This is a genomic window from Cupriavidus sp. H19C3, assembly GCF_049393815.1.
Lineage (GTDB): Bacteria > Pseudomonadota > Gammaproteobacteria > Burkholderiales > Burkholderiaceae > Cupriavidus.
The window spans coordinates 3,340,933-3,361,958 of the sequence record NZ_CP184985.1; the positions used below are offsets into that span (position 1 = coordinate 3,340,933).

The 21,026-nt window shown below is 62.2% G+C and carries 32 protein-coding genes and 1 pseudogene; all 33 read left to right on the top strand.

Translation table 11 applies throughout. From position 1 onward, the window contains the following. Positions 1–58: 58 nt before the first annotated feature. Entirely contained in the window at positions 59–2,170 is a 2,112-nt protein-coding gene (gene fusA, locus DFLDMN_RS15400; RefSeq protein WP_423195775.1) for an elongation factor G, read from the top strand. A 78-nt stretch (positions 2,171–2,248) separates the two neighbouring features. Next, positions 2,249–3,439 (top strand): elongation factor Tu, encoded by a 1,191-nt coding sequence (tuf, locus tag DFLDMN_RS15405; RefSeq protein ID WP_423195764.1) that lies wholly within the window; start codon positions 2,249–2,251, stop codon positions 3,437–3,439. 77 nt (positions 3,440–3,516) lie between these two features. Next, positions 3,517–3,825: a 30S ribosomal protein S10 gene (rpsJ, locus tag DFLDMN_RS15410; protein WP_006160488.1), complete on the top strand. Its 309-nt coding sequence runs from the start codon at positions 3,517–3,519 to the stop codon at positions 3,823–3,825. A 289-nt stretch (positions 3,826–4,114) separates the two neighbouring features. Continuing rightward, positions 4,115–4,759 carry a 50S ribosomal protein L3 gene (gene rplC / locus DFLDMN_RS15415; protein WP_423195776.1) on the top strand — a complete coding sequence of 215 codons (645 nt, stop codon included), beginning with the start codon at positions 4,115–4,117 and terminating at the stop codon, positions 4,757–4,759. A gap of 11 nt (positions 4,760–4,770) precedes the next feature. Further along, the gene (rplD, locus tag DFLDMN_RS15420; protein ID WP_195431120.1) at positions 4,771–5,391 is read left to right on the top strand and encodes a 50S ribosomal protein L4; all 621 of its coding nucleotides are present in this window, start codon (positions 4,771–4,773) and stop codon (positions 5,389–5,391) included. Then, complete coding sequence (rplW, locus tag DFLDMN_RS15425) at positions 5,388–5,702, top strand: 50S ribosomal protein L23 (protein WP_109585082.1); 315 nt, start codon at positions 5,388–5,390, stop codon at positions 5,700–5,702. The genes rplD and rplW overlap by 4 nt, the downstream gene beginning before the upstream one ends. 2 nt (positions 5,703–5,704) lie before the next feature. Further along, entirely contained in the window at positions 5,705–6,535 is an 831-nt protein-coding gene (gene rplB, locus DFLDMN_RS15430; RefSeq protein ID WP_423195777.1) for a 50S ribosomal protein L2, read from the top strand. 22 nt (positions 6,536–6,557) lie between these two features. Next, positions 6,558–6,833 carry a 30S ribosomal protein S19 gene (gene rpsS, locus DFLDMN_RS15435; RefSeq protein ID WP_011299309.1) on the top strand — a complete coding sequence of 92 codons (276 nt, stop codon included), beginning with the start codon at positions 6,558–6,560 and terminating at the stop codon, positions 6,831–6,833. Positions 6,834–6,842: 9 nt separating this feature from the next. Then, positions 6,843–7,172, top strand: coding sequence for a 50S ribosomal protein L22 (rplV, locus tag DFLDMN_RS15440; RefSeq protein ID WP_061956552.1), 330 nt, complete (start codon positions 6,843–6,845; stop codon positions 7,170–7,172). A 9-nt stretch (positions 7,173–7,181) separates the two neighbouring features. Further along, positions 7,182–7,982, top strand: a complete 801-nt coding sequence (gene rpsC, locus DFLDMN_RS15445; RefSeq protein ID WP_423195778.1) for a 30S ribosomal protein S3 — start codon at positions 7,182–7,184, stop codon at positions 7,980–7,982. A gap of 2 nt (positions 7,983–7,984) precedes the next feature. Then, the gene (rplP, locus tag DFLDMN_RS15450; RefSeq protein ID WP_006576240.1) at positions 7,985–8,401 is read left to right on the top strand and encodes a 50S ribosomal protein L16; all 417 of its coding nucleotides are present in this window, start codon (positions 7,985–7,987) and stop codon (positions 8,399–8,401) included. Positions 8,402–8,412: 11 nt separating this feature from the next. Further along, a complete protein-coding gene (rpmC, locus tag DFLDMN_RS15455) occupies positions 8,413–8,607 on the top strand; it encodes a 50S ribosomal protein L29 (RefSeq protein WP_423195779.1) in 195 nt (64 codons plus the stop codon). Then, positions 8,604–8,882 carry a 30S ribosomal protein S17 gene (gene rpsQ / locus DFLDMN_RS15460; RefSeq protein WP_150373512.1) on the top strand — a complete coding sequence of 93 codons (279 nt, stop codon included), beginning with the start codon at positions 8,604–8,606 and terminating at the stop codon, positions 8,880–8,882. The genes rpmC and rpsQ overlap by 4 nt, the downstream gene beginning before the upstream one ends. 284 nt (positions 8,883–9,166) lie before the next feature. Next, positions 9,167–9,535: a 50S ribosomal protein L14 gene (gene rplN / locus DFLDMN_RS15465; RefSeq protein ID WP_006576237.1), complete on the top strand. Its 369-nt coding sequence runs from the start codon at positions 9,167–9,169 to the stop codon at positions 9,533–9,535. Between the two features lie 9 nt (positions 9,536–9,544). Next, complete coding sequence (gene rplX, locus DFLDMN_RS15470; protein ID WP_423195780.1) at positions 9,545–9,856, top strand: 50S ribosomal protein L24; 312 nt, start codon at positions 9,545–9,547, stop codon at positions 9,854–9,856. A gap of 25 nt (positions 9,857–9,881) precedes the next feature. Continuing rightward, positions 9,882–10,424 carry a 50S ribosomal protein L5 gene (gene rplE / locus DFLDMN_RS15475; RefSeq protein WP_423195781.1) on the top strand — a complete coding sequence of 181 codons (543 nt, stop codon included), beginning with the start codon at positions 9,882–9,884 and terminating at the stop codon, positions 10,422–10,424. Between the two features lie 9 nt (positions 10,425–10,433). Further along, positions 10,434–10,739 carry a 30S ribosomal protein S14 gene (gene rpsN, locus DFLDMN_RS15480; protein ID WP_423195782.1) on the top strand — a complete coding sequence of 102 codons (306 nt, stop codon included), beginning with the start codon at positions 10,434–10,436 and terminating at the stop codon, positions 10,737–10,739. Between the two features lie 27 nt (positions 10,740–10,766). After that, positions 10,767–11,162: a 30S ribosomal protein S8 gene (rpsH, locus tag DFLDMN_RS15485; RefSeq protein WP_423195783.1), complete on the top strand. Its 396-nt coding sequence runs from the start codon at positions 10,767–10,769 to the stop codon at positions 11,160–11,162. Between the two features lie 9 nt (positions 11,163–11,171). Further along, positions 11,172–11,705, top strand: coding sequence for a 50S ribosomal protein L6 (gene rplF, locus DFLDMN_RS15490; RefSeq protein WP_423195784.1), 534 nt, complete (start codon positions 11,172–11,174; stop codon positions 11,703–11,705). A gap of 11 nt (positions 11,706–11,716) precedes the next feature. Beyond that, the gene (gene rplR, locus DFLDMN_RS15495) at positions 11,717–12,073 is read left to right on the top strand and encodes a 50S ribosomal protein L18 (RefSeq protein WP_423198436.1); all 357 of its coding nucleotides are present in this window, start codon (positions 11,717–11,719) and stop codon (positions 12,071–12,073) included. A gap of 18 nt (positions 12,074–12,091) precedes the next feature. Beyond that, positions 12,092–12,610: a 30S ribosomal protein S5 gene (rpsE, locus tag DFLDMN_RS15500; protein WP_011299302.1), complete on the top strand. Its 519-nt coding sequence runs from the start codon at positions 12,092–12,094 to the stop codon at positions 12,608–12,610. A gap of 10 nt (positions 12,611–12,620) precedes the next feature. Beyond that, on the top strand, positions 12,621–12,803 hold the full coding sequence (rpmD, locus tag DFLDMN_RS15505) for a 50S ribosomal protein L30 (RefSeq protein WP_008642953.1): 183 nt from the start codon (positions 12,621–12,623) through the stop codon (positions 12,801–12,803). A 22-nt stretch (positions 12,804–12,825) separates the two neighbouring features. Next, complete coding sequence (rplO, locus tag DFLDMN_RS15510) at positions 12,826–13,260, top strand: 50S ribosomal protein L15 (protein ID WP_423195785.1); 435 nt, start codon at positions 12,826–12,828, stop codon at positions 13,258–13,260. A 49-nt stretch (positions 13,261–13,309) separates the two neighbouring features. Continuing rightward, positions 13,310–14,653, top strand: a complete 1,344-nt coding sequence (gene secY, locus DFLDMN_RS15515; RefSeq protein ID WP_423195786.1) for a preprotein translocase subunit SecY — start codon at positions 13,310–13,312, stop codon at positions 14,651–14,653. Positions 14,654–14,678: 25 nt separating this feature from the next. Beyond that, a complete protein-coding gene (gene infA / locus DFLDMN_RS15520) occupies positions 14,679–14,897 on the top strand; it encodes a translation initiation factor IF-1 (RefSeq protein WP_010812378.1) in 219 nt (72 codons plus the stop codon). A gap of 31 nt (positions 14,898–14,928) precedes the next feature. Beyond that, the gene (gene rpmJ / locus DFLDMN_RS15525; RefSeq protein ID WP_008642959.1) at positions 14,929–15,045 is read left to right on the top strand and encodes a 50S ribosomal protein L36; all 117 of its coding nucleotides are present in this window, start codon (positions 14,929–14,931) and stop codon (positions 15,043–15,045) included. Positions 15,046–15,064: 19 nt separating this feature from the next. Beyond that, the gene (gene rpsM / locus DFLDMN_RS15530; RefSeq protein ID WP_423195787.1) at positions 15,065–15,430 is read left to right on the top strand and encodes a 30S ribosomal protein S13; all 366 of its coding nucleotides are present in this window, start codon (positions 15,065–15,067) and stop codon (positions 15,428–15,430) included. Positions 15,431–15,454: 24 nt separating this feature from the next. Beyond that, positions 15,455–15,856, top strand: coding sequence for a 30S ribosomal protein S11 (gene rpsK, locus DFLDMN_RS15535; protein ID WP_008642963.1), 402 nt, complete (start codon positions 15,455–15,457; stop codon positions 15,854–15,856). A gap of 323 nt (positions 15,857–16,179) precedes the next feature. After that, positions 16,180–16,803, top strand: coding sequence for a 30S ribosomal protein S4 (gene rpsD / locus DFLDMN_RS15540; RefSeq protein ID WP_423195788.1), 624 nt, complete (start codon positions 16,180–16,182; stop codon positions 16,801–16,803). A 174-nt stretch (positions 16,804–16,977) separates the two neighbouring features. Then, positions 16,978–17,958: a DNA-directed RNA polymerase subunit alpha gene (locus tag DFLDMN_RS15545; protein WP_109585098.1), complete on the top strand. Its 981-nt coding sequence runs from the start codon at positions 16,978–16,980 to the stop codon at positions 17,956–17,958. A 152-nt stretch (positions 17,959–18,110) separates the two neighbouring features. After that, a complete protein-coding gene (gene rplQ / locus DFLDMN_RS15550) occupies positions 18,111–18,506 on the top strand; it encodes a 50S ribosomal protein L17 (RefSeq protein ID WP_011299296.1) in 396 nt (131 codons plus the stop codon). A 98-nt stretch (positions 18,507–18,604) separates the two neighbouring features. After that, on the top strand, positions 18,605–18,958 hold the full coding sequence (gene cutA / locus DFLDMN_RS15555) for a divalent-cation tolerance protein CutA (protein ID WP_423195789.1): 354 nt from the start codon (positions 18,605–18,607) through the stop codon (positions 18,956–18,958). 60 nt (positions 18,959–19,018) lie between these two features. Next, positions 19,019–20,960: pseudogene (dsbD, locus tag DFLDMN_RS15560) on the top strand (protein-disulfide reductase DsbD); the annotation flags it as partial. Positions 20,961–21,026: the final 66 nt, after the last annotated feature.

The window sequence follows — 21,026 nt, forward strand, 5'->3', positions numbered from 1 at the left end:
TGTGTTAAGGGCGCAGGCAAAGAGATGCCCGCGCCTCATGGACGAATAGAGGATTAAAGTGGCTCGTAAGACTCCCATTGAGCGCTACCGCAATATCGGTATCTCGGCTCACATTGACGCGGGTAAAACCACCACGACCGAGCGGATCCTGTTCTACACCGGTGTGAACCACAAGATCGGTGAAGTGCACGACGGCGCGGCCACCATGGACTGGATGGAGCAGGAGCAGGAACGCGGCATCACCATCACGTCCGCTGCTACCACCGCCTTCTGGAAGGGCATGGGCGGCAACTACCCCGAGCACCGTTTCAACATCATCGACACCCCGGGCCACGTGGACTTCACCATCGAGGTGGAGCGTTCCATGCGCGTGCTGGATGGCGCCTGCATGGTGTACTGCGCCGTGGGTGGCGTGCAGCCGCAGTCGGAAACCGTATGGCGTCAGGCCAACAAGTACGGCGTGCCGCGTCTGGCGTTCGTCAACAAGATGGACCGTACCGGCGCGAACTTCTTCAAGGTCTACGACCAGCTGAAGACTCGCCTGAAGGCCAACCCGGTGCCCGTGGTGGTGCCGATCGGCGCTGAAGACGGCTTCCAGGGCGTCGTCGATCTGCTGGAAATGAAGGCGATCATCTGGGACGAAGCCAGCCAGGGCGTGAAGTTCGAGTACCAGGACATCCCGGCCGAACTGCAGGCGACCGCTGACGAATGGCGCGAAAAGATGGTCGAATCGGCCGCCGAAGCCAGCGAAGAGCTGATGGAAAAGTATCTGGGCGGCGAAGAGCTGACCCGCGCCGAGATCGTCAAGGCGTTACGTGACCGTACCATCGCCTGCGAAATCCAGCCGATGCTGTGCGGCACCGCGTTCAAGAACAAGGGCGTGCAGCGTATGCTCGACGCCGTGATCGACTTTCTGCCGTCGCCGGTCGACATTCCGCCGGTCAAGGGCGTGGACGAAAGCGATGACGAGAAGAAGCTCGAGCGCAAGGCCGACGACAACGAGAAGTTCTCGGCGCTGGCATTCAAGATCATGACCGACCCGTTCGTCGGCCAGCTGATCTTCTTCCGTGTGTACTCGGGCAAGATCAATTCGGGCGACACCGTGTACAACCCGGTGAAGCAGAAGAAGGAGCGTCTGGGCCGCATTCTGCAGATGCACGCCAACCAGCGCGAAGAAATCAAGGAAGTGCTGGCCGGCGACATCGCCGCCGCGGTGGGCCTGAAGGACGCGACCACGGGCGACACGCTGTGCGACCCGAGCGCCCCGATCGTGCTCGAGCGCATGGTGTTCCCGGAGCCGGTGATTTCGCAGGCTGTGGAGCCGAAGACCAAGGCCGACCAGGAAAAGATGGGTATCGCCCTGAACCGCCTGGCCGCTGAAGATCCGTCGTTCCGCGTGCGTACCGATGAAGAATCGGGCCAGACCATCATTTCGGGCATGGGCGAGCTCCACCTCGAAATTCTGGTCGACCGCATGAAGCGCGAGTTCGGCGTGGAAGCCAACATCGGCGCGCCGCAAGTGGCCTACCGCGAAACCATTCGCAAGAAGGCCGAGGACGTCGAAGGCAAGTTCGTCAAGCAGTCGGGCGGCCGCGGCCAGTATGGTCACGCCGTGATCACGCTGGAGCCGCAGGAGCAAGGCAAGGGCTTCGAGTTCATCGACGCCATCAAGGGCGGTGTGATTCCTCGCGAATACATCCCGGCGGTGGAAAAGGGTATCGTCGACACGCTGCAGTCCGGTATTCTGGCGGGCTTCCCGGTGGTGGACGTGAAGGTCACGCTGACGTTCGGTTCGTACCACGATGTGGACTCGAACGAAAACGCGTTCCGCATGGCCGGCTCGATGGCTTTCAAGGAAGCCATGCGCAAGGCCAGCCCGGTACTGCTCGAGCCGATGATGGCCGTGGAAGTGGAAACGCCGGAAGACTACACGGGTACCGTGATGGGCGACTTGTCGTCCCGCCGCGGCATCGTGCAGGGCATGGACGACATGGTTGGCGGCGGCAAGATCATCAAGGCCGAGGTCCCGCTGTCGGAAATGTTCGGCTATTCCACCGCGCTGCGCTCGGCCACGCAAGGCCGCGCGACGTACACGATGGAATTCAAGCACTACGCCGAGGCACCGAAGAACATCGCCGAAGCCGTGATGACGGCCAAGGGCAAGCAATAAAAACGCTTTGCCGCCACGCGCGATCCGCGTGGCGGCGCTATGAATCGAATCAGACTGTATTCCATCAGGAGCTGAAAAATGGCAAAGGAAAAGTTCGAGCGGACCAAGCCGCACGTGAACGTTGGTACGATTGGTCACGTTGACCATGGCAAGACGACGCTGACGGCGGCGATCGCCACGGTGCTGGCTTCGAAGTTCGGCGGCTCGGCCAAGAAGTACGACGAAATCGACGCGGCGCCGGAAGAGAAGGCACGTGGTATCACGATCAACACGGCGCACGTGGAATACGAGACGGCGAACCGTCACTACGCGCACGTTGACTGCCCGGGCCACGCTGACTATGTGAAGAACATGATCACGGGTGCGGCGCAGATGGACGGCGCGATCCTGGTGTGCTCGGCCGCTGACGGCCCGATGCCGCAGACGCGTGAGCACATTCTGCTGGCGCGCCAGGTTGGTGTGCCGTACATCATCGTGTTCCTGAACAAGTGCGACATGGTGGACGACGCCGAGCTGCTTGAGCTGGTGGAAATGGAAGTGCGCGAGCTGCTGTCGAAGTACGAGTTCCCGGGCGACGACACGCCGATCATCAAGGGTTCGGCCAAGCTGGCGCTGGAAGGCGACAAGGGCGACCTGGGCGAAGAGGCGATCATGCGCCTGGCCGACGCGCTGGACACGTACATCCCGACGCCGGAGCGCGCGGTTGACGGTACGTTCCTGATGCCGGTGGAAGACGTGTTCTCGATCTCGGGCCGTGGCACGGTGGTGACGGGTCGTATCGAGCGTGGCGTGATCAAGGTCGGTGAGGAAATCGAAATCGTGGGTATCCGCCCGACGGTGAAGACGACCTGCACGGGCGTTGAAATGTTCCGCAAGCTGCTGGACCAGGGTCAGGCCGGTGACAACGTTGGCCTGCTGCTGCGCGGCACGAAGCGTGAAGACGTGGAGCGTGGTCAGGTTCTGTGCAAGCCGGGCTCGATCAAGCCGCACACGCACTTCACGGGCGAGGTGTACATTCTGTCGAAGGACGAAGGTGGCCGTCATACGCCGTTCTTCAACAACTACCGCCCGCAGTTCTATTTCCGTACGACCGACGTGACCGGCTCGATCGAGCTGCCGAAGGACAAGGAAATGGTGATGCCGGGTGACAACGTGTCGATCACGGTCAAGCTGATCGCCCCGATCGCCATGGAAGAAGGTCTGCGCTTCGCTATCCGCGAAGGCGGCCGTACCGTCGGCGCCGGCGTCGTGGCCAAGATCCTCGACTAAGCATCCTGCCGGGGCATGCCTGCGGGCATGACCCCTTTATCCCGGGCCACGGGCCCATCGCTCTTTAAGGAACAATCATGCAGAACCAGAAGATCCGTATCCGCCTGAAGGCTTTCGACTATCGCCTGATCGACCAGTCGGCTGCCGAAATCGTGGATACCGCCAAGCGTACCGGCGCCATCGTCAAGGGTCCCGTGCCCCTGCCGACCCGCATCCAGCGCTTCGACATCCTGCGTTCGCCGCACGTCAACAAGACCAGCCGCGATCAGTTCGAGATTCGCACGCACCAGCGTCTGATGGACATCGTCGATCCGACCGACAAGACCGTGGACGCGCTGATGAAGCTCGACCTGCCGGCCGGCGTGGACGTCGAAATCAAGGTGTAAGCTCGCTTGCCCCGCAAAAACGGCGAACTCCGGTTCGCCGTTTTTGTTTTCCAGGACCGCGAAGTATCCCTTGCGCCGCAATGGCGCAACCACCTCTCGCCCATCACGGTAAAAAGTCGATGATGGTTGTTGTTCTTTCCAAACTACTGCGATATAGTGTACGGCTACCCGTTTCTTCGGGTAGTGGGCGACCATTCTGGTCACGCGCAATCTTGTTCGCGCAGCCCGCTCGCACAGTTTTCGTGTATCAATCAGCCCCGGCCAATCGTAGCTGGGAATGGAGCAAACCATGAGCCTTGGCCTTGTAGGTCGCAAGGTTGGCATGACCCGTATTTTCACGGATGACGGTGATTCGATTCCCGTGACCGTGGTAGAGGTCGGCGACAACCGCGTGACGCAAATCAAGACGGACGAGACCGACGGTTACACCGCGGTTCAAGTCACCTTCGGCAGCCGACGCGCCAGCCGTGTCACCAAGCCGCTGGCGGGTCACCTCGCCAAAGCCGGCGTAGAAGCCGGCGAAGTCATCAAAGAGTTCCGTATCGATGCCGCAAAGGCTGCCGAGCTGCAAGCCGGCGCCGCGCTGTCGGTCGAGCTGTTCCAGGTCGGTCAGAAGATCGACGTCCAGGGCGTGACCATCGGTAAGGGCTACGCCGGTACCATCAAGCGCTACCACTTCGCGTCGGGTCGTGCCACCCACGGTAACTCGCGTTCGCACAACGTGCCGGGTTCCATCGGTATGGCGCAGGATCCGGGCCGTGTGTTCCCCGGCAAGCGCATGACGGGCCATCTGGGTGACGTCACCCGCACCGTTCAAAACCTCGAGATCGCCAAGATCGACGCGGAGCGCAAGCTGCTGCTGGTCAAGGGTGCCATCCCGGGTTCGAAGGGCGGCAAGGTCATCGTTACCCCGGCCGTCAAGGCCAAAGCTTAAGGAGCGCATCAATGGAACTCAAGCTCCTCCAGGACAATGGCCAGATCGGCGCCGGCGTTGCCGCGTCGCCCGAAGTGTTCGGCCGTGACTACAACGAAGCCCTCGTTCACCAGATCGTCGTCGCTTACCAGGCCAACGCGCGTAGCGGTAACCGTAAGCAGAAGGATCGTGAAGAGGTCAAGCACACGACCAAGAAGCCGTGGCGCCAGAAGGGTACGGGCCGTGCTCGTGCCGGTATGTCCTCGTCGCCGCTGTGGCGCGGGGGTGGCCGTATCTTCCCGAATTCGCCGGAAGAGAACTTCAGCCAGAAGGTCAACAAGAAGATGTTCCGTGCCGGCATGCGCTCGATTTACTCGCAGCTCGCACGTGAAGGTCGTATCAACGTGGTGGACGGTTTCACCGTCGAGGCGCCCAAGACCAAGCTCTTGGCCGACAAGTTCAAGGCCATGGGCCTGGACTCCGTGCTGATCATCACCGACAGCCTCGATGAAAACCTCTACCTGGCTTCGCGCAACCTGCCGCACGTGGCAGTTGTCGAGCCGCGCCAGGCGGATCCGCTGTCGCTCGTGCACTACAAGAAGGTGCTCGTGACCAAGGCGGCTGTCGCGCAGATCGAGGAGTTGCTCAAATGACGCAAGTAGCCAAGAACGATCATCGTTTGATGCAGGTGCTGCTCGCGCCGGTGGTTTCCGAAAAGGCAACCCTGGTCGCCGACAAGAATGAGCAGGTCGTGTTCGAAGTGGCCCGCGATGCCAACAAGCTCGAGGTCAAGGCCGCCGTCGAACTGCTGTTCAAGGTCGAGGTGCAGTCCGTTCAGATCCTGAACCAGAAGGGCAAGCAAAAGCGTTTCGGTCGCTTCATGGGTCGTCGTAACCACGTGAAGAAGGCCTACGTTTCGCTGAAGCCGGGTCAGGAAATCAATTTTGAAGCGGAGGCCAAGTAATCATGGCACTCGTCAAGACCAAGCCGACGTCCCCGGGTCGTCGCTCGATGGTGAAGGTGGTCAACAAGGACCTTCACAAGGGCGCCCCGCACGCTCCGCTGCTGGAAAAGCAATTCCAGAAGTCGGGTCGTAACAACAATGGTCATATCACCACCCGTCACAAGGGCGGTGGTCACAAGCACCATTACCGCGTGGTCGATTTCAAGCGCAACGACAAGGACGGCATCCCCGCCAAGGTCGAGCGCCTGGAATACGATCCCAACCGTAGCGCCAACATCGCGCTGATCCTGTTCGCCGATGGCGAGCGCCGCTACATCATCGCCACCAAGGGCATGGTTGCCGGTCAGGCGCTGATGAACGGCTCGGAAGCGCCGATCAAGGCCGGTAACAACCTGCCGATCCGCAACATCCCGGTCGGTACCACGATCAACAACGTGGAAATGCTGCCTGGCAAGGGCGCGCAGATCGCGCGCGCTGCTGGTGGTTCCGCAGTGCTGCTGGCCCGCGAAGGCCTGTACGCTCAAGTGCGTCTGCGCTCCGGTGAAGTGCGTCGCGTGCATATCGAATGCCGCGCCACCATCGGTGAAGTCGGCAACGAAGAGCACAGCCTGCGCGTCATCGGCAAGGCCGGTGCGACCCGCTGGCGCGGTATCCGCCCGACGGTCCGCGGCGTGGTGATGAACCCGATCGACCACCCGCACGGTGGTGGTGAAGGTCGTACCGCTGCTGGTCGCGATCCGGTATCGCCGTGGGGTACCCCGACTAAGGGCTACCGCACCCGCAGCAACAAGCGCACTGCCAGCATGATCGTGCAGCGCCGCCACAAGCGTTAATCGGTAGGTAGGAGCTAAAGATATGACTCGTTCCGCTAAAAAGGGTCCGTTCTGCGACGCCCACCTGCTGAAGAAGGTGGAAGCTGCAGTTGGCGGCAAGGACAAGAAGCCCATCAAGACCTGGTCGCGCCGCTCGACCATCATGCCGGAGTTCATCGGCCTGACGATCGCCGTGCACAACGGCCGTCAACACGTGCCGGTGTACGTGACGGAAAACATGGTTGGCCACAAGCTCGGCGAATTTGCGCTCACGCGCACGTTCAAGGGCCACGCGGCTGACAAGAAAGCGAAGAGGTAAGGTGCCATCATGGAAGTGAAAGCGATTCATCGCGGTGCCCGCATCTCCGCCCAGAAGACGCGTCTGGTCGCCGACCAGATCCGTGGTCTGCCGATCGAGCGCGCGCTCAACATCCTGGCGTTCAGCCCGAAGAAGGCCGCCGGGATCGTGAAGAAGGTGGTCGAATCGGCCATCGCCAACGCCGAGCACAACGAAGGCGCCGATATCGACGAACTGAAGGTCAAATCGATCTACGTCGACAAGGCAACCTCGCTCAAGCGCTTCACGGCACGGGCGAAGGGCCGCGGCAACCGCATCGAGAAACAAACCTGTCACATCACTGTGACGCTCGGCAACTAAGGAGTCACGATGGGACAGAAGATTCATCCGACTGGCTTCCGTCTGGCCGTCAGCCGTAACTGGGCTTCGCGTTGGTACGCCAACAACACGAAGTTCGCCGGCATGCTGAAAGAAGACATCGAAGTTCGCGACTTCCTGAAGAAGAAGCTCAAGAACGCATCGGTTGGCCGCGTCGTGATCGAGCGCCCCGCCCGCAATGCCCGTCTTACCATTTACAGCTCGCGTCCGGGCGTGGTGATCGGCAAGAAGGGTGAGGACATCGAACTGCTCAAGGCCGAGCTGCAGCGTCGCATGGGCGTGCCCGTGCACGTGAACATCGAGGAAATCCGCAAGCCGGAAACCGATGCGCAGCTGATCGCCGACTCGATCACCCAGCAGCTCGAGCGCCGCATCATGTTCCGTCGCGCCATGAAGCGCGCGATGCAGAACGCGATGCGCCTGGGCGCCCAGGGTATCAAGATCATGAGCTCGGGTCGTCTGAACGGTATCGAAATCGCCCGTACCGAGTGGTACCGCGAAGGCCGTGTGCCCCTGCATACCCTGCGCGCTGACATCGACTACGGCTTCTCCGAAGCAGAAACCACCTACGGCATCATCGGTGTCAAGGTGTGGGTCTACAAGGGGGATCACCTCGGCCGCAACGAAGCGCCCGTGGTGGAAGAACCGCAAGACGAACGTCGTCGTCGTCCGGCACGTCCGGAAGGCCGTCGTCGTGATGGCGAAGGTGGCCGTCCGGCGGGCAACCGTCGCGGTGGCGCCGGTGCCGGTCGCCGCGCTGCGCCTGGCGCAGATGCGAAGAGTGGAGAATAACGATGCTGCAACCGAAGCGCAGAAAATATCGCAAGGAGCAGAAAGGCCGCAACACGGGTAAGGCTACCCGTGGCAACGCCGTGTCTTTCGGCGAATTCGGCCTGAAGGCGATGGGCCGTGGCCGCCTGACGGCCCGCCAGATCGAGTCGGCCCGTCGTGCCATGACCCGCCACATCAAGCGTGGCGGCCGCATCTGGATCCGGATTTTCCCGGACAAGCCGATTTCGAAGAAGCCCGCTGAAGTCCGTATGGGTAACGGTAAGGGCAATCCGGAGTACTACGTGGCTGAGATTCAGCCGGGCAAGATGCTGTACGAAATGGATGGCGTGAGCGAAGAGCTGGCGCGTGAGGCGTTCCGCCTCGCCGCGGCCAAGCTGCCGATCGCCACGAACTTCGTGGTGCGTCAGGTCGGGACGTAAGGAGAGCAGGGATGAAAGCATCCGAACTTCGCGGCAAGGACGCCGCCGGGCTGAACCAGGAGCTCTCCGAGCTGCTGAAGGCCCAATTTAGCCTGCGCATGCAAAAGGCCACCCAACAGCTGCAGAACACCAGCCAGCTGAAGAAGGTGCGCAAGGACATCGCGCGGGTGCAAACCGTGCTGAAGGAAAAGGCGAGCTCGAAATGACTGAAACTGCAAAAACGGAATCGTCGCTTCGCCGCACGCTGGTTGGCCGGGTCGTGAGCGACAAGATGGACAAGACCGTAACGGTCCTGATCGAAAACCGCGTCAAGCACCCGCTGTATGGCAAGTACGTGCTGCGTTCCAAGAAGTATCACGCACACGACGAAGCCAACCAGTACAAGGAAGGCGACAAGGTTGAAATCCAGGAAACGCGCCCGCTCTCGCGGACCAAGTCCTGGGTGGTTTCCCGGCTGGTAGAAGCTGCACGCGTCATCTGAGAACAACGTTCTTAGACTGACTTGCAAGGTCCAGGGTTATGTTGCTATAATCCTGGACTTCCGCTTTATTGCGTTCGCCTTTGTTGTACCACCCGGGCGGGCCTTTGGGGCGAGCCAAGCCCAGATGAATTGCCGCATGTCGTCGTAAGCATGCGCGGTGCGTCTGGTGACTACCGACTTCAAAGTTGATCAACCCAAACGGTACTGGCGCAAAGCCGGGGCCGACGGGACCAAGACTGACCGACAGGCGTCCGCCTGACGGATTAAGTTGGGAAGATAACACCATGATTCAGACAGAAAGCCGGCTCGAAGTGGCCGATAACACTGGTGCGCGCGAAGTGCTGTGCATCAAAGTGCTGGGTGGGTCCAAGCGCCGCTACGCGAGCGTGGGCGACATCATCAAGGTGACCGTCAAGGACGCAGCGCCGCGCGGTCGCGTGAAGAAGGGCGACATCTACAACGCCGTCGTCGTGCGTACCGCCAAGGGCGTGCGCCGCGCGGACGGTTCGCTCGTCAAGTTCGACGGCAATGCCGCCGTCCTGCTGAACAACAAGCTCGAGCCGATCGGCACCCGTATCTTCGGGCCGGTGACTCGTGAACTCCGTACCGAGCGCTTCATGAAGATCGTGTCGCTCGCGCCGGAAGTGCTGTAAGGAGCCGCCATGAACAAGATTCGCAAAGGCGATGAAGTCATCGTTCTGACCGGCAAGGACAAGGGCAAGCGCGGTGTCGTGCAGGCTGTGCTTGGCGACAAGGTAGCCGTGGAAGGCGTGAACGTCGCGAAGAAGCACGCTCGCCCGAACCCGATGCTGGGCACCACCGGTGGTGTGGTCGACAAGGTCATGCCCCTGCATATTTCCAACGTTGCGCTCGTGGATGCCAATGGCAAGCCGTCGCGCGTCGGCATCAAGGTGGAAGACGGCAAGCGCGTGCGCTTCCTGAAGACCACCGGCGCCGTCGTCGCCGCCGCTTGATTCTGGGCACGGATAGGAGTTGAGCATGGCAGCCCGTCTGCAAGAGTTTTACAAAGAAAAGGTTGTGCCGAAGCTGATCGAGCAGTTCGGCTACAAGTCGATCATGGAAGTGCCGCGCATCACCAAGATCACCCTGAACATGGGTCTTGGCGAAGCGATCAATGACAAGAAGGTCATTGAACTGGCCGTTGGCGACCTGACGAAGATCGCCGGTCAGAAGCCGGTCGTGACGAAGGCCAAGAAGGCTATCGCCGGCTTCAAGATCCGCCAGGGCTATCCCATCGGTGCGATGGTGACCCTGCGCGGCGAGCGCATGTTCGAATTTCTCGATCGTTTCGTGACCGTGGCGCTGCCGCGTGTGCGTGACTTCCGTGGTGTGTCGGGCCGTTCGTTCGATGGTCGTGGCAACTACAACATCGGTGTGAAAGAGCAGATCATTTTCCCCGAAATCGAGTACGACAAGATCGACGCACTGCGTGGTCTGAACATCAGCATCACGACGACGGCGAAGAACGACGAGGAAGCGAAGGCGCTCCTCGGTGCGTTCAAGTTCCCGTTCCGTAATTAAGGGGTAACCGTGGCTAAACTGGCTCTGATTGAACGTGAGAAGAAGCGCGCCAAGCTCGTGGCGAAGTACGCCCCGAAGCGCGCTGCCCTCAAGGCCATTATCGACGACCAAGAAAAGTCGGAAGAAGAGCGTTATCTGGCGCGTCTCGAGCTGCAACAGCTCCCGCGCAACGCGAACCCGACCCGCCAGCGTAACCGCTGCGCGATCACCGGTCGTCCCCGCGGCACCTTCCGTAAGTTTGGCCTGGCGCGTAACAAGATCCGCGAAATCGCCTTCAAGGGCGAAATCCCGGGTCTGACGAAAGCCAGCTGGTAATTACGCACAGGCTACAGGAGAAACAGTATGAGCATGAGCGATCCTATCGCCGATATGCTGACGCGCATCCGCAACGCCCAAGGCGTGCAGAAGGCGTCCGTTGTCATGCCCTCGTCGAAGCTGAAAGCAGCAATCGCCAAGGTCCTGAAGGACGAAGGCTATATCGACGACTTCGCCGTCAAGGAAGATGGCGGCAAGGCACAACTGACCATCGGTCTGAAGTACTACGCGGGCCGTCCGGTCATCGAACGCATCGAACGCGTGTCGAAGCCTGGCCTGCGCGTCTACAAGGGCCGTGCAGAGATTCCGCAGGTGATGAACGGCCTCGGCGTGGCGATCATCTCGACCCCCAAGGGTCTGATGACCGACCGCAAGGCACGTGCCACCGGCGTGGGCGGCGAAGTTCTTTGCTACGTCGCGTAAGGAGTAACCATGTCCCGTGTAGGTAAGGCTCCCATCGCGCTGCCGAAAGGCGCCGAAGTGAACGTGGCAGGCGGCGTGCTCTCCGTGAAGGGCCCGCTCGGTACGCTGTCGCAACCGATTCACAGCCTGGTGAAGGCCAATGTCGAAAACGACACGCTGACCTTCGCACCGGCTGACGAATCGCGTGAAGCAAACGCCCTGCAAGGCACCATGCGCGCCCTGGCGGCGAACATGGTCAAGGGCGTGACCACCGGTTTCGAGCGCAAGCTCACCTTGGTTGGCGTGGGCTACCGTGCCCAGCTGCAGGGTACTGCGCTGAAGCTCCAGCTTGGTTTCTCGCACGACGTGATCCATGAGATGCCGGCCGGCGTGAAGGCGGAAACGCCGACGCAGACCGAGATCATCATCAAGGGTGCGGACAAGCAGAAAGTCGGTCAGGTTGCCGCGGAAGTCCGCGCGTACCGTCCGCCCGAGCCCTATAAGGGCAAGGGTGTTCGCTACGCCGACGAGCGCGTCATCCTGAAAGAAACCAAGAAGAAGTAAGGGGTGCAATGATGAACAAGAAAGACGCTCGTTTGCGCCGTGCACGTCAGACCCGCGCCAAGATCGCGGAACTGAAGGTGAATCGTCTGACCGTGTTCCGCACGAATTCGCATATCTACGCTCAGGTCTACTCGCCGTGCGGCACCCAGGTGGTGGCGTCGGCTTCGACGGCCGAGGCGGAAGTACGCAAGGAACTGACCGGCAGTGGCGCCACCGTCGCCGCCGCCACCGTGGTTGGCAAGCGCGTCGCCGAGAAGGCGAAGGCTGCCGGCGTGGAAATCGTCGCGTTCGATCGCGCCGGCTTCCGTTTCCACGGCCGCGTGAAGGCCCTGGCTGACGCTGCGCGCGAAGCCGGCCTGAAGTTCTAAGCGAGAGAGAGATACGTCATGGCAAAGATGCAAGCAAAAGTCCAGCAGGACGAACGCGACGACGGCCTCCGCGAGAAGATGATCTCGGTCAACCGCGTCACCAAGGTGGTGAAGGGCGGCCGGATCCTCGGTTTCGCCGCGCTGACCGTGGTTGGTGATGGCGATGGCCGCATCGGCATGGGCAAGGGCAAGGCGAAGGAAGTGCCCGTCGCCGTGCAGAAGGCAATGGACGAAGCCCGTCGCAAGATGGTGAAGGTTTCGCTCAAGAACGGCACGCTGCAACACGAAGTCGTGGGCAAGCACGGCGCCGCCAAGGTGCTGATGATGCCGGCCAAGGAAGGTACCGGCGTGATCGCCGGCGGCCCGATGCGCGCGATCTTCGAAGTGATGGGCGTGACGAACGTGGTGACCAAGTCGCACGGTTCGACCAATCCCTACAACATGGTTCGCGCCACCCTCGACGGCCTGCAGAAGATGAGCACGCCGAGCGAAATCGCTGCGAAGCGTGGCAAGTCGGTCGAAGACATCCTCGGCTAAGGTGAACGAAATGTCGCAGAAAACCGTAAAAGTGCAACTCGTGCGCAGCCTGATCGGCACGCGCGAGGATCATCGCGCCACCGTTCGTGGCCTGGGCCTGCGCCGCCTGAACTCGGTGTCGGAACTGCAGGACACGCCCGCTGTGCGCGGCATGATCAACAAGGTCTCGTACCTGGTCAAGGTTCTGGCCTGATACCGGGAACTCGGAGAGCAACATGCAACTGAACAACCTGAAACCGGCCGCCGGTTCGAAGCACGCCAAGCGTCGCGTCGGCCGCGGTATCGGCTCCGGCCTGGGCAAGACCGCCGGTCGTGGTCACAAGGGTCAGAAGTCGCGTTCGGGCGGCTTCCACAAGGTGGGCTTCGAAGGCGGTCAAATGCCGCTGTATCGTCGTCTGCCGAAGCGTGGTTTCACCTCGCTGACCAAGGCGTTCACCGCCGAGGTGACCCTGCGTGACATCGAGCGCCTGGAAGCTGCTGAAGTGGACCTCCTGGTCCTGAAGCAGGCTGGCCTCGTGGGCGAGCTGGTCAAGAGCGCCAAGGTCATCAAGGCCGGCGAACTGACCCGCAAGGTGACGATCAAGGGTCTGGGCGCCACCGCTGGTGCCAAGGCCGCGATCGAAGCCGCTGGCGGCCAGATTGCCGAGTAATCACGCAGCTAGCCATCGCAGCACAGGCGAGTCATAGTCGGAGCATCGTTTGGCCACGGCGAAACCTAACGCAAGCACGCAAGCCAGGAATACGGCGAAGTACGGCGACCTCAAGCGCCGGCTGATGTTCCTGGTGCTGGCCCTGATCGTCTACCGCATCGGCGCGCATATTCCGGTGCCGGGGATCGATCCGGATCAGCTCGCGAAGCTTTTCCAGAGTCAGTCGGGTGGCATCCTCGGGATGTTCAACCTGTTCTCGGGCGGTGCGCTGTCGCGCTTTACCGTCTTCGCGCTCGGCATCATGCCGTACATCTCGGCCTCGATCATCATGCAATTGCTGACGATCGTGCTGCCGCAGCTGGAGTCGCTGAAGAAGGAAGGGCAGGCAGGGCAACGGAAGATCACGCAGTACACGCGCTACGGCACGGTGGTCCTGGCCACGTTCCAGGCGCTGTCGATCGCGGTCGCACTCGAGTCCCAGCCTGGGCTGGTGCTCGATCCGGGCCTGATGTTCCGGGCTACGGCAGTGATCACGCTGGTGACCGGCACGATGTTCCTGATGTGGCTCGGTGAACAGATCACGGAGCGTGGTCTGGGCAACGGCATCTCGATCATCATCTTCGGCGGTATCGCGGCGGGCCTGCCCAACGCGATCGGCGGACTGTTCGAACTGGTCCGCACGGGTTCCATGAGCATCATCGCGGCGATCCTGATCGTGGCGATCGTTGCCGGTGTGACCTTTGCCGTGGTGTTCATCGAGCGTGGCCAGCGCAAGATCCTGGTGAACTATGCCAAGCGTCAGGTCGGCAACAAGGTGTACGGCGGTCAGTCGTCGCACCTGCCGCTGAAGCTGAACATGGCTGGGGTGATTCCGCCGATCTTTGCATCGTCGATCATCCTGTTCCCGGCAACGATCGCGGGCTGGTTCACGTCTGATTCGACGGGTGCGGTCGGCCGGTTCATCAAGGACCTCGCCGCCACGCTGTCGCCGGGTCAGCCGGTGTACATCCTGCTGTATGCGGCTGCGATCATTTTCTTCTGCTTCTTCTATACGGCCCTGGTGTACAACAGCCGAGAAGTTGCAGATAACCTGAAGAAAAGCGGTGCCTTCATTCCGGGTATTCGTCCGGGCGAGCAGACGACGCGCTATATCGACAAGATCCTGGTGCGACTGACGCTAGCTGGCGCGATCTACATCACGCTGGTCTGCCTGCTGCCTGAATTCCTGGTGCTGCGCTGGAACGTTCCGTTCTATTTCGGCGGAACCTCTCTGCTGATCATCGTGGTGGTCACGATGGACTTCATGGCGCAAGTGCAGTCGTACGTCATGTCGCAGCAGTATGAGTCGCTGCTGAAGAAGGCGAATTTCAAGGGTAACCTGACTCTGCGCTGATGCTGGGTCGGTACAGGCTCTAGGTATGGCAAAAGACGACGTCATCCAGATGCAGGGGGAGGTCCTGGAAAACCTTCCCAACGCGACATTCCGCGTCAAGCTCGAAAATGGCCATGTAGTGCTGGGCCATATCTCCGGCAAGATGAGAATGAACTACATCCGGATCCTTCCGGGTGACAAGGTGACCGTTGAATTGACGCCATATGATCTGTCACGCGCGCGCATCGTCTTCCGGACGAAGTGAAGCGAACAGGAATTGAAGGAAGAGGAAAATCATGAAAGTGCTGGCTTCTGTGAAGCGCATTTGCCGCAACTGCAAAATCATCAAGCGCAACGGTGTGGTGCGCGTGATCTGCTCGTCGGATCCCCGCCACAAGCAACGCCAAGGCTAATCGGAAAGAGGATTGACGAATGGCACGTATCGCAGGGGTTAACATCCCCAACCACAAGCATACCGAGATCGGCCTGACGGCCATTTACGGTATCGGCCGCTCGCGCGCCCGCAAGATTTGCGAGGCCACCGGTGTTCCGTTTGACAAGAAGGTCAAGGACCTGACCGACGCCGACCTGGAAAAGCTTCGTGACGAAGTGGGCAAGGTTACGGTTGAGGGTGACCTGCGCCGCGAGACCACGATGAACATCAAGCGTCTCATGGACCTTGGTTGCTATCGTGGCGTCCGCCACCGCAAGGGCCTGCCGATGCGCGGCCAGCGTACCCGCACCAACGCCCGTACCCGCAAGGGTCCGCGTAAGGCCGGCGTGGCTCTGAAGAAGTAAAGCCGAAGGCATAGGAACAGACACATGGCAAAAGGTCCGAATAACGCCGCCCAGCGCGCGCGTAAGAAGGTCAAGAAGAACGTCGCCGACGGCATTGCGCACGTCCACGCCTCGTTCAACAACACCATCATCACGATCACCGACCGTCAGGGCAATGCCCTGTCGTGGGCGACCGCCGGTGGCCAGGGCTTCAAGGGTTCGCGTAAGTCGACCCCGTTCGCTGCCCAGGTTGCTGCCGAGAACGCCGGCCGCGTGGCGCAAGACCAGGGCATCAAGAACCTGGAAGTGCGCATCAAGGGCCCGGGCCCTGGCCGCGAATCGGCTGTGCGTGCCCTGAACGCGCTCGGCATCAAGATCGCCGTGATCGAAGACGTGACGCCGGTGCCGCACAACGGCTGCCGTCCGCCGAAGCGTCGTCGTATCTAAGCGCTTGCTGCGCGTGGGGCGCCATGCCGGTGCCCTGCCGATGTGGTAGTATCGCGCGTTGACCTGCTGCAACTTGTTGCGGCAGGTTTTCGTTTTGCGCGTCGACGCGCTTTCTGAGAGCGGTTCTGCCGGCCGCGGGAAGCGTGGCGTTTCAGTTGTCTATCGTTTCTGCTTTTGCGTCAGTTCGTGATCGGCTCTTGAACCCTGGGTTCGCGCCGGCATGGATGCTCCATAAGCCCACCGTCCGTCACATCTGGTGACGGACTCGCGGCGTGTCCCGGCATGAACGGGCGCGGCGCCGCGATCGATCAAAGGAAGATAAAGTGGCACGTTATACCGGCCCGAAGGCCAAACTTTCCCGCCGTGAAGGCACCGACCTGTTCCTGAAGAGCGCCCGTCGCTCGCTCGCCGACAAGTGCAAGCTGGACAGCAAGCCGGGCCAGCACGGCCGCACCTCGGGTGCCCGTACCTCCGACTATGGCAACCAGCTGCGTGAAAAGCAGAAGGTCAAGCGCATCTACGGCGTGCTCGAGCGTCAGTTCCGCCGCTACTTCGCGGAAGCCGATCGCCGCAAGGGCAACACCGGCGAAAACCTGCTGCAACTGCTGGAATCGCGCCTGGACAACGTGGTCTACCGCATGGGCTTCGGCTCGACCCGCGCCGAAGCGCGCCAGCTGGTATCGCACAAGGCCATCCTGGTGAACGGCCAGGCCATGAACGTGCCGTCGGCCCAGATCAAGTCGGGCGACGTGGTGGCCGTGCGCGAGCAGTCGCGCAAGCAGGTCCGTATCGCTGAGGCGCTGTCGCTGGCCGAACAAAGCGGCTTCCCGACCTGGGTCGCGGTTGACGCCAAGAAGTTCGAAGGCACCTTCAAGCAAGCCCCGGATCGCGCCGATATCTCCGGCGATATCAACGAGAGCCTGATCGTCGAATTGTATTCGCGTTAATCGCCGGATCGATCTACGAACGACTCCGCGCTTGCCTTCCCCGCAAGGCTTCGTTTCAGCCCGACGCGCGCCACGCGCGGTCGGGCTTATTGCCCATCGCATGATGGGTTTTTCAGGTTCCAAACGTCAGCCTTATCGGTGTAACGAGCCGAGGGTATTGAAAAGGACAACCTAATGCAAACAGCACTCCTCAAGCCAAAAATCATCGCCGTCGAACCGCTTGGCGATCATCACGCCAAGGTCGTGATGGAGCCGTTCGAGCGCGGCTACGGCCATACGCTCGGTAACGCCCTGCGTCGCGTGCTGCTGTCGTCGATGGTCGGCTACGCGCCGACCGAGGTCACGATCGCTGGGGTGGTGCACGAGTATTCCACCATTGATGGCGTCCAGGAAGACGTCGTCAACCTGCTCCTCAACCTGAAGGGCGTGGTGTTCAAGCTGCACAACCGCGACGAAGTCACGGTATCCCTCCGCAAGGACGGCGAAGGCGTCGTCACGGCGGCCGATATCGAACTGCCGCACGACGTCGAGATCATCAACCCGAACCACGTCATCGCCCATCTGTCGGCCGGCGGCAAGCTGGACATGCAGATCAAGGTCGAGCAAGGCCGTGGCTATGTGCCGGGCAACGTGCGCAAGTTCGGTGACGAGGCTGGCAAGGTCATCGGCCGCATCGTGCTGGACGCTTCCTTCTCGCCGGTACGCCGCGTGTCGTACGCCGTCGAGTCGGCGCGTGTGGAACAGCGTACCGACCTGGACAAGCTGGTGATGAACATCGAAACCGACGGCGTGATCTCGCCGGAGGAAGCGATTCGCCAGTCGGCCCGTATCCTGGTGGACCAGCTGTCGGTGTTTGCTGCCCTGGAAGGCACCGAGTCCGCCGCCGAGGCTGCCTCGAGCCGTACGCCGCAGATCGACCCGATCCTGCTGCGCCCGGTCGACGACCTCGAGCTGACCGTACGTTCGGCCAACTGCCTGAAGGCCGAAAACATCTACTACATCGGCGACCTGATCCAGCGTACCGAGAACGAACTGCTCAAGACTCCGAACCTGGGTCGCAAGTCGCTCAACGAGATCAAGGAAGTCCTCGCCTCGCGTGGCCTGACTCTCGGCATGAAGCTCGAGAACTGGCCGCCTGCTGGCCTGGAGAAGTAATCGGCGGGCGGGGCCGCGGCAACGCGGTCCGGCCTGTTGCCTCGCCGCCGGCAATGTCGCCGGCGGTATGAAAAGCCTACCGGCCCGCGCCATGGCCTTCGTGCTATGGCGATAGAAGAGCTGGTCAAACACTGTTATCGAAAGGAATCATCATGCGTCACCGTCATGGTTTGCGGAAACTGAACCGCACCTCGTCGCACCGTCTCGCGATGCTGCGCAACATGTCCAACTCGCTGTTCCAGCACGAGCTGATCAAGACCACGCTGCCGAAGGCCAAGGAACTGCGCAAGGTCGTCGAGCCGCTCATCACGCTGGCCAAGAAGGACACCGTTGCCAATCGCCGTCTGGCATTTGCCCGTCTGCGCGACCGCGACATGGTCACCAAGCTGTTCACGGAACTGGGCCCGCGTTACAACGCCCGTCCGGGTGGCTACACCCGTATCCTGAAGTTCGGTTTCCGTCAGGGCGACAACGCGCCGATGGCGCTGGTCGAACTGGTCGACCGTCCGGAAATCACCGAAGCGCCGGCTGAGGAAGCCGCCGAATAAGGTGCCGGACCCGGCAGCCTGTTTCATCGACAGGCCTGCACGTACCGCTACAATCGAGCCAGGCTGTTGCCTGGCTCTTTTGTTTTAAGGAATCGATCGTGACGACAGTGCCGGAAACCGAAGACACGGTCCTCGTGGCCATCACCACGTTGCCCGACGAGGCCACCGCGGCACGTGTGGCGCGCGCCCTGCTGACGGCGCGTGTGGCCGCCTGTGTGAATCGGCTGGCGCCGTGCGAGTCGGAGTACTGGTGGCAGGGCCAGCTCGAACAGGCGCAGGAATGGCCGCTGCTGATCAAGACCACGCAAGGCCGCTACGCGGCGCTGGAGGCGACGCTGCGAGCGGTTCACCCCTATGATGTGCCGGAGCTCGTGGCATGGCCGGTGGCGGCCGGACTGCCGTCGTACCTGCAGTGGGTGCGGGCGGAGGCGCGCGGGGCGGCGGATGTGTAACCGCGGCGCGCTGCCGGGCGATACAAGACAGGACAGATTTCAGGAATGAGGGGTATGGGGATGCACTGGGAGACCGCGCAGGCGGTCGGCAACGGGCTTCGTTGGATGCGGCGGATTGCCGCAGGGCTGCTGCTGACATTGGCCTGTGCGCTGCTGTATCAGGGCATGGCCCGTGCCGCCAGCGAGGATGACTTCCTGCCGCCCGAGCAGGCCTTCCGCTTTGCCGCGCGCCAGCTCGACGACCGCACGGTGGAAGTGCGCTTTGATGTGGCGGACGGTTACTACCTTTATCGCGAGCGCTTTGCCTTTGCCGCGCAGCCCGCAACGGTGCGCCTGGGGACGCCCGAGTTTCCGCATGGCAAGGTGAAATTCGACGAGACCTTCAACAAGGAGATGGAGACCTACCGTGGCACCGTGACCCTGCGTGTGCCGGTGGAGGCCGCGCCCGCCGATGGGCGCTGGACGCTGACCGTGACGTCGCAGGGGTTGCGCCGACAAGGGGCTGTGCTACCCCCCGCAGGCGCATGTATTTCGCGTCGGCGGCTCACCGCTGTCCAACCTGTTTGGCGACCGCGCCGCGCCGGTGTCATCCGCGCAGTCGAAGGCGGAAGCGAATGCCGCCGCGCCGGACCAGTCGGTCGCACCGTCCGCCCAGGCCACGGGCCCGTCCGCCGCAGCCGCGGCGCAGCCTGGCGCCGCCACGGAAAGCGACCGGATCGCCCGTACGCTGGCCAGCCGCAACCTTGGCCTGATCGGGGCGCTGTTCTTCGGGCTCGGCTTGCTGCTGACGTTCACGCCATGCGTGCTGCCGATGGTCCCCATCCTGTCCTCGATCGTGGTGGGCGAGCATGTGACGCGCGGACGGGCATTGATGGTGTCGATCGCTTACGTGCTGGGCATGGCGGTGGTCTACACCGCGATTGGTGTGGCCGCCGGGCTGATCGGCGAAGGGCTGGCCGCCGCGCTGCAGACGCCGTGGGTGCTCGGTGCCTTTGCCGTGTTGATGGTGGCGCTGGCGCTCTCCATGTTCGGACTCTACGAATTGCAGTTGCCGCAGCGCTGGCAGACGCGGCTGACGGAGTCGTCGAACCGGCGCCCGGGCGGCCAGATGGCGGGCGCGGCGGCCATGGGAGCGATTTCCGCGCTGATCGTGGGGCCCTGCGTGACGGCACCGCTGGCCGGTGCGCTGGCCTATATCGCGCAGACCGGCGATGCCGTCACGGGCGGCAGCGCGTTGTTTGCGATGGCGCTCGGCATGGGCGTGCCGCTGGTGCTGGTGGGCGTCGGGGCGGGCAATCTGCTGCCGCGCGCGGGGCGCTGGATGGAAGCGACCAAGCGTTTCTTCGGCTTTCTGCTGCTGGGTGTGGCGGTGTGGATGGTGGCGCCGGTGTTGCCGGCCTGGCTGGTGATGCTCGCGTGGGCGGCGTTGCTGCTGGTGGGAGCGGTATTCCTGGGCGCCTTCGATGCACTGGGTCCGGACCCGCGCAGCCTGGCGCGCCTGGGCAAGGGGCTCGGTATCCTCGCCGCGCTGGCCGGGGCGATCGTGCTGGTGGGGGTCGCGTCGGGCGGGCGCGATCCACTGCAGCCGCTGTCGCATCTGAGCTTGGGCGGGCCCGCCAGTGCGGGCGAGACGCGCGAGTCGGGGGCGCGCTTCGAGCGCGTTCGCAGCGTGGCCGAACTCGATGCGCGTGTGGCGCAGGCGGCCGCCGCGGGTCGTCCGGTAATGCTCGATTTCTATGCCGACTGGTGCGTCAGCTGCAAGGAGATGGAGAAATTCACGTTCTCGGATCCGAAGGTAGCCGCGCGCATGGGGCAGATCGTGCTCCTGCAGGCCGACGTGACCGCCAATAACGCGGATGATCGGGCGCTGCTCAAGCGCTTCGGGCTGTTCGGCCCGCCGGGCATCATCCTGTTTGGGGCCGATGGCAAGGAGCGGCCGGTGCGGGTGATCGGCTATCAATCGGCACCCCAGTTCCTCGATAGCCTTGAGCGGGCATTTGGCGCCACGGCTGGCGCGATATCCGGCTCGACTGCCCGTGCGCCTGCTGACGCCACTGCCGACTCAACT

Coding starts and splice junctions, on each gene's coding strand:
- rpmJ (WP_008642959.1), top strand. CDS start 14,929: ATGAAAGTGCTGGCTTCTGTGAAGCGCATTTGCCGCAACTGCAAAATC.
- rpsQ (WP_150373512.1), top strand. CDS start 8,604: ATGACTGAAACTGCAAAAACGGAATCGTCGCTTCGCCGCACGCTGGTT.
- rpsM (WP_423195787.1), top strand. CDS start 15,065: ATGGCACGTATCGCAGGGGTTAACATCCCCAACCACAAGCATACCGAG.
- rplB (WP_423195777.1), top strand. CDS start 5,705: ATGGCACTCGTCAAGACCAAGCCGACGTCCCCGGGTCGTCGCTCGATG.
- rpmC (WP_423195779.1), top strand. CDS start 8,413: ATGAAAGCATCCGAACTTCGCGGCAAGGACGCCGCCGGGCTGAACCAG.
- rplF (WP_423195784.1), top strand. CDS start 11,172: ATGTCCCGTGTAGGTAAGGCTCCCATCGCGCTGCCGAAAGGCGCCGAA.
- infA (WP_010812378.1), top strand. CDS start 14,679: ATGGCAAAAGACGACGTCATCCAGATGCAGGGGGAGGTCCTGGAAAAC.
- rplP (WP_006576240.1), top strand. CDS start 7,985: ATGCTGCAACCGAAGCGCAGAAAATATCGCAAGGAGCAGAAAGGCCGC.
- rplO (WP_423195785.1), top strand. CDS start 12,826: ATGCAACTGAACAACCTGAAACCGGCCGCCGGTTCGAAGCACGCCAAG.
- rplV (WP_061956552.1), top strand. CDS start 6,843: ATGGAAGTGAAAGCGATTCATCGCGGTGCCCGCATCTCCGCCCAGAAG.
- rplC (WP_423195776.1), top strand. CDS start 4,115: ATGAGCCTTGGCCTTGTAGGTCGCAAGGTTGGCATGACCCGTATTTTC.
- rpsK (WP_008642963.1), top strand. CDS start 15,455: ATGGCAAAAGGTCCGAATAACGCCGCCCAGCGCGCGCGTAAGAAGGTC.
- rpsS (WP_011299309.1), top strand. CDS start 6,558: ATGACTCGTTCCGCTAAAAAGGGTCCGTTCTGCGACGCCCACCTGCTG.
- rplN (WP_006576237.1), top strand. CDS start 9,167: ATGATTCAGACAGAAAGCCGGCTCGAAGTGGCCGATAACACTGGTGCG.
- rpsH (WP_423195783.1), top strand. CDS start 10,767: ATGAGCATGAGCGATCCTATCGCCGATATGCTGACGCGCATCCGCAAC.
- rpmD (WP_008642953.1), top strand. CDS start 12,621: ATGTCGCAGAAAACCGTAAAAGTGCAACTCGTGCGCAGCCTGATCGGC.
- rplW (WP_109585082.1), top strand. CDS start 5,388: ATGACGCAAGTAGCCAAGAACGATCATCGTTTGATGCAGGTGCTGCTC.
- rpsC (WP_423195778.1), top strand. CDS start 7,182: ATGGGACAGAAGATTCATCCGACTGGCTTCCGTCTGGCCGTCAGCCGT.
- rplD (WP_195431120.1), top strand. CDS start 4,771: ATGGAACTCAAGCTCCTCCAGGACAATGGCCAGATCGGCGCCGGCGTT.
- tuf (WP_423195764.1), top strand. CDS start 2,249: ATGGCAAAGGAAAAGTTCGAGCGGACCAAGCCGCACGTGAACGTTGGT.
- rpsJ (WP_006160488.1), top strand. CDS start 3,517: ATGCAGAACCAGAAGATCCGTATCCGCCTGAAGGCTTTCGACTATCGC.
- rpsE (WP_011299302.1), top strand. CDS start 12,092: ATGGCAAAGATGCAAGCAAAAGTCCAGCAGGACGAACGCGACGACGGC.
- rplE (WP_423195781.1), top strand. CDS start 9,882: ATGGCAGCCCGTCTGCAAGAGTTTTACAAAGAAAAGGTTGTGCCGAAG.
- DFLDMN_RS15545 (WP_109585098.1), top strand. CDS start 16,978: ATGCAAACAGCACTCCTCAAGCCAAAAATCATCGCCGTCGAACCGCTT.
- rplQ (WP_011299296.1), top strand. CDS start 18,111: ATGCGTCACCGTCATGGTTTGCGGAAACTGAACCGCACCTCGTCGCAC.
- rplR (WP_423198436.1), top strand. CDS start 11,717: ATGAACAAGAAAGACGCTCGTTTGCGCCGTGCACGTCAGACCCGCGCC.
- rplX (WP_423195780.1), top strand. CDS start 9,545: ATGAACAAGATTCGCAAAGGCGATGAAGTCATCGTTCTGACCGGCAAG.